The organism is Nonomuraea sp. MTCD27 (genome assembly GCF_041950495.1).
GTDB lineage: Bacteria > Actinomycetota > Actinomycetes > Streptosporangiales > Streptosporangiaceae > Nonomuraea.
Window position 1 is genome coordinate 64,834 of record NZ_JBGNUW010000015.1, and the last position, 17,083, is coordinate 81,916.

At 70.9% G+C, this 17,083-nt stretch carries 10 protein-coding genes; 7 read left to right on the forward strand and 3 right to left on the reverse strand.

From position 1 onward, the window contains the following. Positions 1–10: 10 nt before the first annotated feature. Positions 11–1,183: a sensor histidine kinase gene (locus ACBJ59_RS37470; protein WP_375114917.1), complete on the forward strand. Its 1,173-nt coding sequence runs from the start codon at positions 11–13 to the stop codon at positions 1,181–1,183. Between the two features lie 79 nt (positions 1,184–1,262). Further along, entirely contained in the window at positions 1,263–1,580 is a 318-nt protein-coding gene (locus ACBJ59_RS37475) for an STAS domain-containing protein (protein WP_357859237.1), read from the forward strand. Positions 1,581–1,707: 127 nt separating this feature from the next. Here the strand turns inward: ACBJ59_RS37475 and ACBJ59_RS37480 are convergent, their stop codons facing one another. The 3 genes from ACBJ59_RS37480 to nucS form a co-directional block, all read right to left on the reverse strand. Further along, positions 1,708–2,250, reverse strand: coding sequence for a TetR/AcrR family transcriptional regulator (locus tag ACBJ59_RS37480; protein WP_364114423.1), 543 nt, complete (start codon positions 2,248–2,250; stop codon positions 1,708–1,710). Between the two features lie 144 nt (positions 2,251–2,394). Beyond that, positions 2,395–3,867 carry an aldehyde dehydrogenase family protein gene (locus ACBJ59_RS37485; RefSeq protein ID WP_375114918.1) on the reverse strand — a complete coding sequence of 491 codons (1,473 nt, stop codon included), beginning with the start codon at positions 3,865–3,867 and terminating at the stop codon, positions 2,395–2,397. Between the two features lie 244 nt (positions 3,868–4,111). Then, the gene (nucS, locus tag ACBJ59_RS37490; protein WP_364114427.1) at positions 4,112–4,774 is read right to left on the reverse strand and encodes an endonuclease NucS; all 663 of its coding nucleotides are present in this window, start codon (positions 4,772–4,774) and stop codon (positions 4,112–4,114) included. 36 nt (positions 4,775–4,810) lie between these two features. On the opposite strand from nucS, the gene ACBJ59_RS37495 reads away from it, so the two are divergent. The 5 genes from ACBJ59_RS37495 to ACBJ59_RS37515 all read left to right on the forward strand — a co-directional run bounded on the left by ACBJ59_RS37495 (position 4,811) and on the right by ACBJ59_RS37515 (position 17,028). Next, positions 4,811–6,265: a 3-hydroxybutyryl-CoA dehydrogenase gene (locus ACBJ59_RS37495; protein ID WP_375114919.1), complete on the forward strand. Its 1,455-nt coding sequence runs from the start codon at positions 4,811–4,813 to the stop codon at positions 6,263–6,265. Then, positions 6,262–6,552 (forward strand): ATP/GTP-binding protein, encoded by a 291-nt coding sequence (locus ACBJ59_RS37500; RefSeq protein ID WP_364114431.1) that lies wholly within the window; start codon positions 6,262–6,264, stop codon positions 6,550–6,552. The genes ACBJ59_RS37495 and ACBJ59_RS37500 overlap by 4 nt, the downstream gene beginning before the upstream one ends. Before the next feature lie 11 nt (positions 6,553–6,563). Further along, positions 6,564–7,268: an alpha/beta hydrolase gene (locus tag ACBJ59_RS37505; RefSeq protein ID WP_375115123.1), complete on the forward strand. Its 705-nt coding sequence runs from the start codon at positions 6,564–6,566 to the stop codon at positions 7,266–7,268. Positions 7,269–7,437: 169 nt separating this feature from the next. Further along, a complete protein-coding gene (locus ACBJ59_RS37510) occupies positions 7,438–10,707 on the forward strand; it encodes a LamG-like jellyroll fold domain-containing protein (RefSeq protein ID WP_375114920.1) in 3,270 nt (1,089 codons plus the stop codon). Positions 10,708–10,773: 66 nt separating this feature from the next. After that, positions 10,774–17,028: an RHS repeat domain-containing protein gene (locus ACBJ59_RS37515; RefSeq protein ID WP_375114921.1), complete on the forward strand. Its 6,255-nt coding sequence runs from the start codon at positions 10,774–10,776 to the stop codon at positions 17,026–17,028. The last annotated feature ends 55 nt before the right edge of the window (positions 17,029–17,083 follow it).

The following is a 17,083-nucleotide window of genomic DNA, read 5'->3' on the forward strand; positions in this document are numbered from 1 at the left end:
AAACAGACGGATGGCGATGGACTCGGTCGAGCGGGCGCGGCGCACCACCTGGAAGATCCTGGTCTTCAACTTCGTCGCCATGTGGCTGCTGATCCTCATGATGACCATGGCCGTGGTCGGCGAGGGGAAGCTCAACTGGTGGCGGGCCGCGCCCGCGTTCGTCGCCGCGGTCTGCTTCACCTGGCTCAGCCTGAGAGCCATCGACGCGGTGCTGGACCGCCGTTACCCCACCAGGCAGGTGGTGGTGGCGGCGGTCTTCGCCGTGGTCGCGGCGGGCCTGGGCGGTGCCCAACCGTTCGGCTGGGGCTGGGTGCTGGTCTGCTGGCTGTCGATCGCCTCGCTGGAGATCCCCAGGCGCACGGTCGCGCTGCTGCAGGTGGGTACGTGGGTGGCCGGCGTCTCTCTCAGCGCCCTGGGCGGGGAGGCCGGCGTGAGCGCCTGGAGCCTCGACCTGTCGGCGGATCAGGCGCTGGTGCTCAACATGGTGAGCTACGCGGTCTTCTGCGTGCTCGTGCCGCCGTCCAACCGGGTCTGGATCTGGATCTGGACGCTGGCCGTGGAGGCGCACAAGGGCCGTGAGGCGCACACGCGGCTGGCGCTGGCCGAGGAGCGGCTGCGCTTCGCCAGGGACCTGCACGACCTCGTGGGGCACCAGCTCTCGGCCATCGCGGTCAAGACCGAGCTGGCCGTACGTCTGTCGGACGTGGACGCGGCGCGGGCCAAGGCCGAGATGACCGAGGTGAACCGGCTGACCAGGCAGGCGCTCAAGGAGCTGCGTCAGGCCGTGCGCGGCTACCGCGAACTTGACTTGCCCGCTGAGCTGAATAGCGTGAAAGGTGTGCTCGAAGCGGCAGGGGTCCGCTGCGAGGTTCACCTGCCCTACCGCGAGCTGCCGGAGAGTGTGGCGCCGGTGTTCGCCTACGCGGTACGCGAGGCTGTGACGAACGTGCTCAAGCACAGCGCCGCGACCTTCTGCGACATCACGCTCCGCTTCACCGCGCAGGAGGCGGAGCTGACGGTGCGCAATGACGGGGCGGCCCGGCGGGGGGCCGACGACCTGGGCAGTGGCCTGGCGGGGCTGGCGGAGCGGCTGGCCGTCGTGGGCGGCGTCATGACGGCCCGTCCGACGGCCGACGGAGAGTTCCTGCTCAACGCGGTCGTGTCATTGCCGATAGATGGGTAGGGGAGTTGTGCGAGGGTCACCTCAGCGAGCACTTCGCGCAGGGGAATGACTACGCTACGTGCGTGACTGAGGAGGTGGCATGCGCGTCCGGGGCAATCCGAGAGCCCAGGTGGTACGGATCGGTGCCCGGCTCGACGCCGGCACGTCCGCGGGAGTGCGTGAGCGGCTGCACAAGGCGCTCGACTCCGGTGAGGGCGACCTGATCCTCGATCTCTCGAAGCTGGAGATGATCGACGCCACCGGTCTCGGGGTGCTCGTGGGTGCGCATCGGCGCGCGCTGAGCGTGCAACGCCGTCTCGTTCTTCGGGGGGTGCCACCGAGGATCATGCGGATACTGGCGGTCACCCGGCTGAATCGGGTGCTGCACGTGGAGGCTCCGGCGGCCGCGGTGGCCTGATGACATATCGAGCGGGTGACGATCAGCCGTCACCCGCTCTTTCCATGCTTAGACAAAATGTAGATTTCGGTTGTCCGTCTACCGGCCCCGAAAAGATCGCGTTTTCACCGGCGTTTGCATATCGCGATCAACCCGGGGCGAGGCTCCGGCTGAAGATGTGCACCGCCACCGCGACGAGTTCGTCGATCGCCGGCTGCTCTTCGGCGAGCAGCCATTCGATCAGCAACTCTTGTAGCGCTCCAATTACACCGAGTGCCACCAGTCGCCGATTCAACGGGGTGGCCTGCGGGAAATCCGCGGATGCCTCCTCCACGAGCCGCGCGAACGCGTCCACCGCCCGCTGACGCGACAGTGTCAGGACGTCCCCTGATCTGCGGACCTCGACGTGCATGATGCGGGCCCGGCGCCAGTCCGCCGTTGTGAACTCGATATAGGCGCGAATCCCGGCCTTGACTCTTCCGTCAAGCGTCTCAGGCGCCTCCTGTAACGCTTTGGCCACAACCGCAAGGCTTTCCTCGACGCAGCGCTCGTGTAACGCCTGCAGGAGCTCCTCGCGGCCGCCGAAACATTCGTAGAAGGCCCGGTTGGAGATCCTGGCCTCCGAGCACAGCCTTTCGATGGTCGTCGCTACGAACCCCGGTTTCGCGTATAGCGAGTACGCGGCCGTCATCAGCCGCTCACGTCTGTCCGCCAGCCTTTGCTCAGCCGACATTCCCCGGTAAGACCGGTTCACATTCCACCCGTCCAACATGATCGTGGCCCCCAGAGCACACAATTATGGACGGATGATCGGATTTGGGAAAGGGCAAGAAGATTATCTTTTACGTCGTCCGTGCAAGAACGTGACAAGCCTGAGCAGTCGCTCAAGTTCGGCGGGGCCCCGCGTGAACGACGTGAGGTTCATCCCGGGTATCGCGAAGCGCTGACGGGAGACGGCTTTCGGCCTGGCGAACTCGCGCAGGCCGTCGGCTCCGTGGATCCTGCCGAATCCCGAGTCGCCGACCCCGCCGAACGGCAGGGCGGGGACTCCGGCGAAGGAAATGACCGAGTTGATGGCGGTCATGCCGGAGCGCATGAGGCGGGCCAACTCCGTCGCGCGGCGGGCGTTGCGGCTGAAAATCGTGCCGCCCAGGCCGTACGCCGAGGCGTTGGCCAGCTCCAACGCCTCCTGGGCGTCCCGGGTGCGGCGCACGGTGATGGTCGGGCCGAACGTCTCCTCGCGTACGACCGGCGAGTCCTCCGGCACGTCCTCGACGATCACCGGGTCCACGTAAGGTGCGCGTACCGACGCGGTGCCGCCGGTCACCGTCCTGCCCGCCTTGACGGCGTCGTCGATGTGCCGCTTGATGATGTCCACCTGGCCGGGCATCGTGATCGGGCCGTAGTCTTCACCGGCTTTCACTTTTGTCGCCCGATCGGACAGCTCGCGCATGAAACTTTCATAGACGGCGTCCACGACGTAGACTCGCTCGACGCCCACGCAGGTCTGGCCGGCGTTGGACAGTGCGCCCCAGAGGCAGGCGTCGGCGGCCGCCTGGAGGTCGGCGTCGGCGTCCACGATGAACGCGTCCTTGCCGCCGCACTCGGCCACGATCGGCGTGAGGTTCTCGGAGCAGGCGGCCATGACCCGCTTCGCCGTGGCGGTGGAGCCGGTGAAGGCGACCTTCTTCACCCTGGGGTCGGCCACCAGCGCCGCGCCGGTCTCGCCCAGACCCGTCACGGTCTGGAACACCTTGTACTCGGGGACGGACTCCTCGAAGAGCTCGGCGAGGCGGACCCCGATGCCTGGGGTGAGCTCGCTCGGCTTGAACACGACGGCGTTGCCGGCCGCCAGGGCGTAGGCGATGGAGCCCATGGGGGTGAAGACCGGGTAGTTCCACGGGCCGATGACGGCGACGACGCCGAGGGGGAGGTATTCGAGGGTGGCGGTCAGGTTGAGGCCGATCATGCCGGTGGCCACGCGGCGGCGGCCGAGCACCTTCTGGGCGTTGCGGGCGGCCCAGTCGATGTGGGTGACGGCCAGCACGATCTCCAGCGTGGCGTCGCCCACCGGCTTGCCCGTCTCCTGGTGGACGAGGGCGGCCAGCTCGCGGATGTGCTGGGTGAGCACCGCCTTGTAGTCCAGCAGGCGGCGCCGGCGCTCCGCCGCGGGCAGCGCGGCCCACCACGCGGCCGCCTCCTCCGCCCGGCCGACGGCCTCGTGGACGGCGGCGGGAGTGTGCTTGGGATGACTGCCGACGACCTCGCCGGTAGCCGGATTGAGTGAGTCGAAGGTCAGCGTCGTCATGGCGCCACGATAAACCGGTAAGCCATCGCTTACTAGAGTCGGGGCGCCGGTGCCGGGCAGGCTGGCCCTCAGAGCGCGCTGAACGCGCCCTGGGCCGCCGGAGGACCACTCAGGGGGCCCAGGGGCGCTCCGTGACGGCGGGCCACCACTGAAGGGTCAGAGGGCGTTTCCCTGGAGGGCCCTCAGCCGGAGTGCGGCGGGTGGGGAGCCACGGCAGCGCGTAGATCTAGAAAAGCGCGTAGATCTAGAAAAGGGTCGGGTTCTCCGGCTCGATGCCGCGCAGGGCGTCGTAGTCGAGGGTGACGCAGTTGATGCCGCGGTCGGTGGCCAGGACGCGGGCCTGGGGCTTGATCTCCTGCGCCGCGAACACCCCGCGCACCGGAGCCAGCAGCGGGTCGCGGTTGAGCAGCTCCAGGTAGCGCGTGAGCTGCTCCACTCCGTCGATCTCCCCGCGGCGCTTGATCTCCACCGCCACCGTCGACCCCGCCGCGTCCCTGCACAGGATGTCCACGGGCCCGATCGCCGTCATGTATTCGCGGCGGATCAGCGAGTAGCCGTCGCCCAGCGTCGTGATGTGCTCGGCGAGCAGCTCCTGCAGGTGGGCCTCCACGCCGTCCTTGATCAGGCCGGGGTCCACCCCGAGCTCGTGGCTGGAGTCGTGGAGGATCTCCTCCATGGTCAGGACCAGCTTCTCGCCGGTCTTGCCGTGGGTGACCGTCCAGGTCTCGCCGTCCTCTTTGAGCTTGCACGGCGGGTTCATCCAGTTGAGCGGCTTGAAGGCGCGGTCGTCGGCGTGGATGCTCACGCTGCCGTCCGCCTTGATGAGCACGAGTCTCGGCGCCATCGGCAGGTGCGCCGTGAGCCGTCCGATGTAATCCACGCTGCATCGCGCGATGACCAGCCGCATGACCGTCCACCTTAGTGCCTCTGGAAAACTGGACGCATGGCGTTTGAACGGGTGGGAGTGGTCGGTCTCGGCACGATGGGTGCCGGGATCGCCGAGGTGTTCGCGCGGGCGGGGCTGCGCGTGATCGGGGTCGAGGCCGACGCCGAGATGCTGGCCAGGGGGCGCGGGCTCCTGGAGAGATCCACCGGCCGCGCCGTCGACAAGGGCAAGCTGACCGGCGCGGAGCGGGACGAGATCCTCGGCCGCGTGACGCTGACCACCTCGCGCGCCGACCTGCGCGACGCCGACCTGGTGATCGAGGCCATCCCGGAGATCCTCGACTACAAGGTCTCCCTGTTCGAGGACCTCGACGGCATCTGCAAGCCCGAGACCGTCCTGGCCACCAACACCTCCTCCCTGTCCGTCACCGCCATCGCCGCCGCCACCGGGCGTCCGGGGCGGGTGGTCGGCCTGCACTTCTTCAATCCGGCGCCGGTGATGCGGCTGGTCGAGGTCGTGAGCACGGTCGTGACCGAGCCGGGGGTCGTCGGCGCGGTCTCGGAGCTGGCGGGCCGGCTGGGGAAGACGGCCGTGACGGTGGGTGACCGGGCCGGGTTCGTGGTCAACCGGCTGCTGCTGCCCTACCTCAACCACGCGGTCGCGCTCATGGAGCAGGGCGTGGCCGGGCGCGACGACATCGACCTGGCCATGAAGGTGGGCGTCGGGCTGCCGATGGGGCCGTTCACGCTGCTGGACCTGATCGGGCTCGACACCTCCTACGAGGTGATGGAGGTGCTGTTCGACGAGACGCGCGAGCGCCGGCACGCTCCGTCGCCGCTGCTGCGGGAGCTGGTCACCGCCGGGTTGCTCGGGCGCAAGTCGGGGCGGGGCTTCTACGGCGAGGAGCGGGCCCACCCCTCGGGTGCCGGACGCTCCCTGCCGATCGCGTTCGACGTGGCGGGGCCGGGCTCCGAGGAGCTGGTGGCACGGCTGGCGGCGGCCGGGTTCGAGCGGTCCGGCGAGGGCGCCGACGTCGTGCTGCGGCTCGCCGACCGCCCGGTGGTCGAACACGCCGTACGCCTGCGCGACCCCGCCACGATGGTCGGCGTGCACCTCGTCGGCGACCAGGTGGCCGAGCTGGCGAGCACGGCGCTGACCTCCGACGCGGCCGCCGCCGCGGCCGCGGACCTGATGAAGGTCGCGGGCCTGTCGCCGGTGCCGTGCAAGGACCGGGCGGGCTTCGTGGTGGACGCGCTGCTCTACCCCTACCTGAACGACGCCGTCCGCATGCACGACGCCGGCTACGCCTCGATCGACGACATCGACGCCGCCATGCGCCTGGGCTGCGGCTACCCGGCCGGCCCCTTCCAGATGCTGGAGTCCCTGGGCCTGGCCCGCGTACGCGACGGACTGAGGGCCCTCTACGCCGAATACCGCGAGCCGGCCTTCGCCCCCGCCCCCCTGCTCGACCAGCTCGTCACCGCGGGCGCGAGTGAGTTCCCCCGCCGATGAGCCCCCGCCGCGCCCGCCGCAGGGAGTCCTCCCGCCCCTTCGGCTTCCCGACCGGCCTGGACAAGGTGGAGGAGTGGCCCGACGGCGAGTGGAAGGTCCGCATGCTCACCGGCGCCTCCTCGGCCAAGAACTACCGGTGCCCGGGCTGCGACCAGGAGATCGCCGGCGGCCGGCCGCACCTCGTGGCCTGGCCCAACTGGCCGGGCGGCGACGAGGAACGCCGCCACTGGCATTCCGCCTGCTGGCGTAAGAGACTCGACCGCGGCCCCGGCCGCAGCCGTTACTGAAGGGACCCATGGTGGACATTCGCGCGGCGACGGTGCTGCCCGCCCGGCGGGAGCCGATCGAGCTGCACACCGGCGACGGCCTGACCCTGGTCGGCGAGCTGGCCCAGCCCCTCGACCGGCCCCCGGTGGCGACGCTGGTCACGCTGCACCCGCTGCCCACCCACGGCGGGTTCATGGACAGCCACGTCTACAAGAAGGCCGCCAACCGGCTGCCCGCGCTCGCCGATCTGGCCGTGCTGCGCTTCAACACCCGGGGCACCTCCTCCGACCGCGGCACCTCGGAGGGGACGTTCGACGGGGGCGAGGGGGAGCGGTTCGACGTGGCCGCGGCGCTGGAATACGCCGAATACCACGACCTGCCGCACGTGTGGGTGGTCGGCTGGTCGTTCGGCACCGAGCTGACGCTCAAGTGGGCGCACGATCCGCTGGTGGAGGGCGCGATCCTGCTCTCGCCGCCGCTGCACAGGGCCACCGACGCCGATCTGGACGCCTGGGCGGGGTTCGGGCGGCCGCTGGTGGCGCTGGTGCCGGAGTTCGACGACTACCTGCGGCCGGAGGAGGCCCGGTCCCGGTTCGCGCGGGTGCCGCAGGCCGAGGTCATCGGGGTCGACGGGGCCAAGCACCTGTGGGTGGGGGAGCCGTACGTACGCATCGTGCTGGACGAGATCGTCAAGCGCGTCAACCCGGCGGCCTGGCCGCTGCCGGTGGAGGTATGACGGATATTTCCGGATATTTTCCTGCTCTGAAGGTTTTTTGAGCAGAATGAGCAGAACTCTGGACCTTCCGATTGGCGAGGGTGAGAATCCGATCGTCAACCGAAGATCGTGGAGACGCCGGGCGATCGCTGTCCGCGCGTAATCCCTGCTCTGCATGGGCGAGGCACGTATGCGGGTAGTGCATGGACTGGTCGCGGCGGCGTTAACGATCACGACTCTGGGGGTCCCGCAGCAAGCGGCCGCACAGGAGTCTCCACAGGCGGTCCACACCGTCGCGCCGCCCTGGGAGGCGGAGACGGAGCGGGCCGCCCTCGCGCTCGCCCGCAGCGCGGGCAAGCCGGTCGAGGTCGAGTCGATGCGCAGCGAGACCCGCCAGGTCTTCGCCAAGCCCGACGGCACGCTGACCATGGAGCTGAACGTCCGCCCCGTACGCGTGCGCCAGGCCGGCCGCTGGGTCCCCGTGGACACCACGTTGCGCGTGCGCCCCGACGGCGCGGTCGAGCCGGTCGCCGCGGCGATCGGCCTCACGCTGTCGGGCGGCGGCAGCGCCCCGCTCGCCCGCCTGTCGCGCGGCGCCAAGACCCTGGAGCTCGGCTGGCAGGGCACGCTGCCCAAGCCGGTGCTGAGCGGCGACACCGCCACCTACGCCGAGGTCATGCCGGGCGTGGACCTCCAGGTCACCGCGGACGTGGACGGCTTCTCCCACATCCTGGTGGTCAAGTCGCGGGCCGCCGCGGCGCAGCTGACCGAGCTGTCGTACCCGCTCACCGCCGACGGCGTCGGGTTGAAGTCGGACAAGGCCGGCAACCTGGAGGCCGTGGACGAGGCCGGCGGCACGATCTTCGTCGCGCCCACCCCGAAGATGTGGGACTCCGAGGGCATCACGAGTCCGCAGGCGCTCAAGGAAGGCCGCTCGCCCGAGGCCCGCGAGGCCACCATGGGGGTGGAGCTGGCGGGCGGGAAGCTGCGGCTGCGGCCGGACCGGAAGATGCTGGCGGACCAGAAGACGAAGTACCCCGTCTATCTGGACCCGTACTTCTCGGCCGCGCGCGGCTCGTGGACGGCCGTCTGGAGCAACTGGCCCAACTCCAACTACCTCAACTCCAGCGACGTCGCCCGGGTGGGACACGTCGAGTCGCAGAAGAACCGCTCGTTCTTCCAGATGAGCACCGGCTCGACCATCCATGGCAAGCAGATCATCAAGGGCACGCTGCGCACGTACGAGACGTGGTCGTACTCGTGCAGCGCCCGCCAGGTCGAGGCCTGGGGGACCGGGGCGATCAGCAAGAGCACCACCTGGAACAGCCAGCCGTCGTGGACGAGGAAGCTCGCCACGGTGAACGTGGCCAAGGGCTGGGGCTCGTCCTGCCTGCCCGGCGGGGTGGAGTTCGACGTCACGACCTGGGTGGCCGACGCCGCCGCCAAGAAGTGGTCGCAGGCCACCATCGGCCTGCGCGCCACCAGCGAGACCGACGTCTACGCCTGGAAGAAGTTCAAGAACAACCCGAGCCTGGTCATCGAGTACAACTCCATCCCCACCGACCCCGTGGCCGCCGACCTGTGGTCGGACCCGGGCGGCCCGTGCGTCTCCGGTGACGGCCGCCCGGTCATCAGCACCGCCACGCCCAAGCTGTGGGCCAAGCTGAAGGACACCGACAACTCGGTCAAGGGCCGCTTCGAGTGGTACAATGCCGCCGGCACGAAGACCGGCGAGTACGTCACCGCGCTCGGCTCCTCCGGCACCGCGTACTACGCCACGATCCCGCAGAGCCTGTACGCCGACGGCGCGCTCGTCCGCTGGCGGGTGCGGGGCGAGGACGGCAAGGCCACCAGCGCGTGGAGCCCGTTCTGCGAGGCCACCGTGGACGCCACCGCCCCCGGACGGGAACCGGTCGTGACCTCGCCCCAGTTCGCGGAGAACGCCTGGAGCGACGGCGTCGGCCTGGAGGGCACGTTCACGTTCGACCCCAACGGGGTCACCGACGTCGCCGCCTACGTCTACGGCCTCGACACCACGCCCAAGACGGAGGTCCCGCCCGGCCCGGACGGCAGGGCCACGATCCGGCTCACCCCGCGCCACGACGGCCCGAACGTGCTGTCGGTCCGCAGCAAGGACCGTGCGGGCCAGCTCGGCCCGATCCGCACGTACGTCTTCAACGTCAACGGCGGCTCCGCCCCGGCGGGCCACTGGACGCTGGACGACGGTCAGGGCGGCACGGCCGCCGACGCGGCCGCCGCTCACCCGGCGACGCTGTACGGCGCCACGTGGACGACCGGCAGGACCGGCAGCGGCCTGCGTCTGGCCAGTGCGTACGCCCAGACCACGGGCCCGGTCGTGGACACCGGCCGCAACTTCACCGTCACCGCCTGGGCCCGCCTGACCGGCAACGCCGCCACCGCCACGGTCGTCACCCAGGAAGGCACCAGGACCGGCGGGTTCGCCCTGCAGTACTCGAAGGCCGACGACCGCTGGGCGCTCACCCGCCCCGGCACGGACGCCGACAACGCGGCCACCGCGCGCGCCCTGTCCGCCGCCGCCCCGAGGCTGACCGAGTGGACCCACCTGACCGGCGTGTACGACTCGGCGGCCGGCCAGATCTCGCTCTACGTGAACGGCCGGCTGGAGGGCACGGCCGCCGTCACGCAAGCGTGGAACGCCACCGGCCCCCTGACGATCGGCCGCGGAAGGGTCAACGGGGCGGCTTCGGACTACTGGCCCGGGGACGTCGACGAGGTGCGGGTCTACGGCCGCGCCATGTTCGCCGACGAGGTCGCCGACCTGGTCAACAGCGCTGCCACGCTGGTCGGCCACTGGAAGCTGGACGAGGAGTCCGGCTTGTCGGCCGCCGACTCCTCGGGCCGGGCGACCGCCGGGACGCTGTCCGGAGCCGCCTCGTGGACGTCCGGCTGGCTGGACGGCGCCCTCGCGCTCGACGGCGTCAACGGCCACGCCCAGACGGCCGCCCCCGCGGTCAACACCAGGACGGGCTTCACCGTCGCCGCCTGGACGCAGCTCGACTACCTGCCCACCCGCGACACGGCGGCCGTGGCCCAGCCGGGCAGCCGGGCGGCGGGCCTCCAGCTCGGCTTCGACAAGGAGCAGGGCCGGTGGACCCTGGGCATGGCGGCCGCCGACACCGACACCGCCGCCCTCGTACGGACCCGGTCGGACGCCATCCCCAACCCGCTGGAGTGGACCCACATCGCCGGTGTGTACGACGCGCTGGCCGGCCAGCTCCGGATCTACGTCAACGGCCGCCTGTCCACCACCACCGTCACCTCTCACCTGAGCGCCTGGAATGCCACCGGCCCGCTGCAACTGGGCCGGACCAAGAGCGCGGGCGCGTTCACCGGCTACTGGCCGGGGAGCGTGGACGACGTCCGCACCTACGACGGCGTGCTGAGCGCCGAGCAGATCGCCCAGCTGGCCGCCCAATGAGTCCGCAGCCGTAAGTCGACCGAGTAAGTCCCGAATCACCGCACCCCAATACTGGGAGAGGTTCTCATGGACCTGCCGGAAGAGTTAGACCTGCCCGAATCCCGCTGGAATCGTGTTCCCCCGCAGGAGGAATTCGAGGTTCCCGACCCCAGGTGGAACCGGTTCCTCGAACCCAGGCCGGAGTCGCCCTGGCCGCGCAGGCTCGCGGCCGTGCTCTCGATCGTGCTGGTCGTGCCCCTGACGTACGCCATGCCGGCCGAGGCCGCCGCCCGGCCCGCCCCGGCCACGCAGAAGGAGACGCCGGTCAAGGGCACGAGGGTGCCCGTCAAGCCGCCGCTGGAGGATCCGGTCGCGAAGCAGGCGTGGAAGGCGCCACCGGGCGTCACCTGGCCCAAGCCGCAGAAGGCGGAGCTGGGCGGCACCGCCGCCAGGACCCTGGCGGCCGGCTTCCCGGTGCGGCTGGCACCCGGGGCGGCGAAAGCGGGGCAGGTCGCGGACCCGGTGAGTGTCGAGCTGCTCGACACCGACCGGCTCGGCCTGGCGATGCGTGTCTCGCCGGGCCAGGGCGTCGCGGCCACCAAGGCGACGGCGAAGACGAAGCTGGAGATCGACTACTCCGGCTTCCGCTACGCCTACGGCGGCGACTACGGCGCCCGGTTGCGGCTGGTGAAGCTGGAGGAGTGCGCGCTCACCGGCGCGGCCGGCTGCCCGCAGCCGGAGCCGGTGAAGAGCGACAACAACGCCGCGGACGGCACGGTGACCGCCGAGGTCGAGACCGGCGCCGTGTACGCCCTGACGGCCGCCGCCTCCGGCCCGTCCGGCGACCACTCGGCCACCTCGCTGGCCCCGTCCGCCGACTGGAGCGTCGGCACCCAGACCGGCGACTTCAACTGGGGCTACGACATGCGGACCCCGCCCGCGCTGGGCGGCGACGAGCCGGAGCTCTCCCTGGCCTACTCCTCGCAGAGCGTGGACGGCCGCACCGTCTCCACCAACAACCAGGCGTCCTGGGCGGGTGAGGGCTTCGAGCTGAACCCGAGCGGCTACGTCGAGCGCCGCTACAAGTCCTGCATGATCGACGGCAAGAAGACCGGCGACCTGTGCTGGGACCAGGACAACGCCACCCTGTCGCTGGGCAACTCGGCGGTGGAGCTGGTCAAGGACGCCACCACCAAGCAGTGGCGGCCCAAGCGCGACGACGGGACCCGGATCGAATACCTGACCGGCGCCACGAACGGCGACAACAACGGCGAGTACTGGCGGGTCACCACGGCCGACGGCACCCAGTACACCTTCGGCCTGAACCGGCTGCCCGGCTGGGTCACCGGCAAGGCGGAGACCAGGTCGGTGCAGACGGTGCCGGTGTTCGGCAACAACAGCGGCGAGCCGTGTCACAACAGCACCCCGGCCAACGCCTGGTGCCAGCAGGCGTACCGGTGGAACCTCGACTACGCGGTGGACACCCACGGCAACGCCACCACCTACTGGTACGAGCGCGAGACGAACTACTACGGCCGCAACATGAAGCCGGAGCTGGGCACCCAGTACGTGCGCGGCGCGTACCTGACCCGGATCGACTACGGCTACCTGAAGAGCGAGCTGTTCACCAAGGCGCCCGCGGCCCGGGTGGTGTTCGAGGTGGCCGAGCGCTGCCTGCCCAGCGGGACCGTCACCTGCGCCGCCGACCAGCTGAAGAAGGAGACCGCCGGCCACTGGCCGGACGTGCCGTTCGACCAGATCTGCGCCGCGGGGGTGACGTGCACCGACCGCCTGGCGCCGACGTTCTTCACCCGCAAGCGCCTGGCCAAGGTCACCACCCAGCTCAACAACGGCGCCGGCACGTACAACCCGGTGGACTCCTGGACCCTGGCGCACCAGTTCCCCGCCACGGGTGACGGCCTCAGCCCGTCACTGTGGCTGGCCTCGGTCCAGCAGACCGGTCACGTGGGCGGCATGATCACGCTGCCCAAGACCACGTTCGTCGGTGTGCAGCTGCCCAACCGGGTGGACGCGAACGAGGGCCGCGCGCCGCTGGTCAAGTGGCGCGTCCAGGCGGTCGGCAACGAATCCGGCGGCGAGCTGCGGGTCAACTACGCCCCGGCCGACTGCAAGCCGGGCGACGTGCCGACCGCGGACCGGAACAACCGGCTGTGCTTCCCGCAGCGCTGGTCGCCGCCGAACGAGGCCGAGGTCACCGACTGGTTCCACAAGTACGTCGTCGCGCAGACGATCGAGGTGGACCGGGTCGCCGGCTCGCCGAACGTGGTCACCAGCTACGAGTACCTCGACGGCGCGGCCTGGCACTACGCCGAGAACATCCTGGTCAAGCCCGAGCACCGGACCTGGTCGGACTTCCGCGGGTTCGGCCGGGTCCGCGTCCGCGAGGGCGACGGGCAGGACACCAAGCGCACGCTGACGGAGTTCAGGTACTTCCGCGGCATGCACGGCGACAAGCTGGCCGACGGCACCAGGCGGGTGGCCCAGGTCGAGGACACGGAAGGCGTCAAGCTGGACGACCTCGACCAGTACTCGGGGTTCGAGCGCGAGGAGATCGCGTACGACGGTGACGGCGGGGCCATCCTGACCGCGACCGCCGAGCAGCCGTGGTCGCTGAAGACCGCCGAGTCCACGCAGGGCGGCGTCACCAAGACCGCGCACATGGTCGAGGCCAAGTCCATGGTCACCCGGACCGCGCTGCCGGGGGGCAGGTGGCGGCGTACCGGCGAGGAGCGCTCGTACGACGCCAAGGGCCTGCTGCTCCAGGTGGACGAGAAGGGCGACCTGGCCTCGGCCGACGACGACACCTGCACCCGCTACAGCTACGCCCGCAACGACACGAGCTGGATGCTCGACTACACCAGCCGGATCCAGAAGGTCTCGGCCGGCTGCGGCACCGCGGTCTCCACGCTGGCCGCCGGTGAGGTGATCTCCGACGAGAAGGTCGGGTACGACGGCCAGGCGCACGGCCAGGCGCCGACCAAGGGCGACGTGACCTCGGTCCAGCAGCTCGTCGCCGGCGACGGCACGACGATCACCGACAGCACCCACACCTACGACGCCTACGGCCGCGAGACCAGCGAGACCGACGCGGTCGGCACCAGGTCCACCACCACCTACACCCCGGCCACCGGCGCCCCGCCGACCGAGATCGCGCAGACCAACCAGCTCGGTCACGTCGAGCGCACCGTGGTCAACCCGGCCTGGGGCGAGCCGGTGGCCGAGATCGACGCGAACAACCGCCGCGTCGACATGGAGTACGACGCCCTCGGCCGCCTGGTCAAGGTCTGGCAGCCGGACCGCAGCAAGGCCGCCGGCCAGTCGCCCAGCACCGAGTACGCGTACGTGATGCGCACCGACGGCCCCAGCGTCGTCACGACGAAGACGCTCAACGCCGACGGCACCTACTCCGCAAGCCACGAGCTCTACGACGGCCTGATGCGCGAGCGCCAGACCCAGGAGCCCGCACCCAGGGACGAGCAGACGCAGGACCCGGCGCTGCGCGACGGCCGCACGATCACCGACACCCACTACAACTCCCTGGGCCAGCAGAGCAAGGCCAACACCGGCTACTTCGCCACCGGCACCCCCGCCACCGACCTGCTCGCGGTGGCCGACACCGACGTGCCCACCCAGGTCGTGTCGACCTTCGACGGCACCGGGGACGTCAACGCCCAGATCCTCAAGGCGAAGGGCGTGGAGAAGTACCGGGTCAGCACCGTGCAGGAGGGCGACCGGCTGCACGTGACGCCGCCGCCCGGCGGCACCGCGACCACCCGCATCGGCGACGCCCAGGACCGGCTCGTCGAGCTGCGCCAGTACAAGGGCGCGACCCCGACCGGCGAGTACGAGTCCACCAGGTACACCTACGACCACGCCGGACGGCTGTCCACGGTGACCGACCACGCCGGCAACGTGTGGCGGCACCACTATGACCTGCGCGGCCGGCAGATCAAGGCGGAGGACCCCGACAAGGGCGTCACCACCATGACCTACAACGACGCCGACGAGCTGGTCTCCACGACCGACGCCCGCGGCCGGACCCTGTGGTACGTCTACGACGAGCTGGGCCGCAAGAAGGAGCTGCGTGACGGCTCCGCGACCGGTCCGCTGCTGGCCGAGTGGAAGTACGACGCGCTGGCCAAGGGCCACATGAACGCCAGCATCCGCTATGTGGGCGGGCAGGCGTACAAGGCCGAGATCAACGCCATCGACGCCGACTACCGCACCCTGCGCCAGACGGTCACCGTCCCCGAGCGGGAGGGCAGGCTGGCCGGCTCGTACGTGCTCAACACCCGCTACACGCTCGACGACCAGGTCCAGTCGGTCAGCTTCCCGGCGGCCGGCGGCCTGGCGGAGGAGTCGGTCGTCTACACCTACGACGCGCAGAGCCAGCCCTCCAAGGTGACCGGCCTGTCGACGTACGTGACCGCGACCCGCTACTCCAAGCTGGGCGAGACGCTCCAGTACGAGCTGGGCACCGGCACCAGGAAGACCTGGCTCACCTACACCCACGACGAGGCCACCCGCAGGCTCACCGGCATGCGGCTGGACAGGGAGGGCGCGAGCGCGACCGACCTGGACCTCAACTACTCCTACGACGCGGTGGGCAACATCACCAAGGTCGCCGACCGGGCGAGCGGCCAGGACACGCAGTGCTTCACCTATGACCACCTGCGCCGGATGACCTCGGCGTGGACGGCCACGGACGACTGCGCCAGTGGCAGCCCGCAGTCCGGCACGATCGGCGGCGTGGCCCCGTACGCGGTCAGCTACGCCTACGACTCCACCGGCAACCGGATCAAGGAGACCAAGCACGCCTGGGGCGGCGCGGGCGAGACGGTCCGCACCTCGACCTACCCGCCGGCCGGCGGCAAGCAGCCGCACGCGCTGCAGACCGTCGGGTCGGACCTGTTCGAGTACGACGCCGCGGGCAACACCACCAGGCGCAAGGTCGGCACCTCCGACCAGAGCCTGGTCTGGGACGCCGAGGGCAACCTGGAGTCGGTGACCGAGGCCGGCAAGACGACGTCGTTCGTGTACAGCGCGGACGGCGACCGCCTCATCCGCAAGACACCGGCCGACGCCACGCTCTACATCGACGACATGGAGCTGCGCTTCGACTTCGCCAAGGACGCGGTCGAGCAGACCCGCTACTACACCGTCAACGGCACCGCCATCGCGGTCCGCACCCCCGACAACCAGGTCTACTTCCTCGCCGGTGACCACCAGGGCACGGCCCAGGCGGCCGTGAACGCCGGGACCGGGGAACTGGCCGTACGGCGGCTGACGCCCTTCGGCGAGAACCGGGGCTCGCCCCCGGCGTTCTGGCCGGGACAGCGCGCCTTCGTCGGAGGCACCCAGGACCCGACCACCGGGCTCGTCCACCTCGGCGCCCGCGAGTACGACCCCAGGAACGGCCGGTTCCTGTCGGTCGACCCGGTCATCGAGGAGTCCGAGCCGCAGCAGCTCAACGCCTACGCCTACGCCAACAACAGCCCCGTCACCATGACCGACCCCGACGGGCAGCTGTTCTGGTTCGCCGCCGCCATCGCGGCCAGGGTCGCGGCCCAGATCATCGCCAGGAGGCTGGCGGCGGCCGCGGCCAGGCGGGCGGCCATCGCGGCGGCCCGCGCGGCGGCCAGGCGCGCCGCCATCGCGGCGGCCCGGCGCCGGGCCGCGGCCGAGGCCCGGCGGCGCGCGGCGGAGGCGGCCAGGAAGAAGGCCGCGGAGGCGGCCAGGAAGCGCGCCGCCGCGGCGGCCAGGAAGCGCCTCCAGGCGGAGGCCAGGAGAAAGGCGGCAGAGCGGGCCAGGAAGGCGGCCACGGCCAGGGCCAAGCGGCGGGCCGCGGCGGCGGCGAGGAGAGAGGCCAAGCGGAAGGCCGCCGACGCACGGGCGGCCAGGCGGGCGGCGCAGGCGGCCCGGGCGCGCAACCGGCGGGCCGGCCGGGTCCCCAGCGGGATCCAGCGGGCACGGCAGCGCCCGGCGCAGCGGCCGACCAGCCACCGCGCGCAGCAGCGGCAGACCCCGCCCAGGGACAGCCGGCAGCCGACGCAGCCGCGGCCCGGCCAGGTCTACCGGAACGACGGCAGCATCCAGCCGACCCAGTCCTACACCGTCTACCGGGACGGCCGGATGTACCCGGACGGCCCGCCGCCGCAGATCCGGCCCGGCGGGTCCGGCCAGGGTGAGAAGCAGATCTTCCGGCCGGAGAAGATCGAGCCGGAGAGCACGCGGACGGGCACGGTCGCCGAGGCCGGCGCGCGTGTCACCCGATGGATCGACCAGAGCGGCCTGGACGACTTCTTCGGATTCTTCTTCTGATCCTCCAGGTACGCGGCCGGCGCGGGGCCCTCGTGGTCTCGCGCCGGTGGCGTTC

Excerpts from the sequence above, each read along its gene's own strand:
- ACBJ59_RS37470 (WP_375114917.1), top strand. The coding sequence starts at position 11 with ATGGCGATGGACTCGGTCGAGCGGGCGCGGCGCACCACCTGGAAGATC.
- ACBJ59_RS37475 (WP_357859237.1), top strand. The coding sequence starts at position 1,263 with ATGCGCGTCCGGGGCAATCCGAGAGCCCAGGTGGTACGGATCGGTGCC.
- ACBJ59_RS37480 (WP_364114423.1), bottom strand. The coding sequence starts at position 2,250 with ATGACGGCCGCGTACTCGCTATACGCGAAACCGGGGTTCGTAGCGACG.
- ACBJ59_RS37485 (WP_375114918.1), bottom strand. The coding sequence starts at position 3,867 with ATGACGACGCTGACCTTCGACTCACTCAATCCGGCTACCGGCGAGGTC.
- nucS (WP_364114427.1), bottom strand. The coding sequence starts at position 4,774 with ATGCGGCTGGTCATCGCGCGATGCAGCGTGGATTACATCGGACGGCTC.
- ACBJ59_RS37495 (WP_375114919.1), top strand. The coding sequence starts at position 4,811 with ATGGCGTTTGAACGGGTGGGAGTGGTCGGTCTCGGCACGATGGGTGCC.
- ACBJ59_RS37500 (WP_364114431.1), top strand. The coding sequence starts at position 6,262 with ATGAGCCCCCGCCGCGCCCGCCGCAGGGAGTCCTCCCGCCCCTTCGGC.
- ACBJ59_RS37510 (WP_375114920.1), top strand. The coding sequence starts at position 7,438 with ATGCGGGTAGTGCATGGACTGGTCGCGGCGGCGTTAACGATCACGACT.
- ACBJ59_RS37515 (WP_375114921.1), top strand. The coding sequence starts at position 10,774 with ATGGACCTGCCGGAAGAGTTAGACCTGCCCGAATCCCGCTGGAATCGT.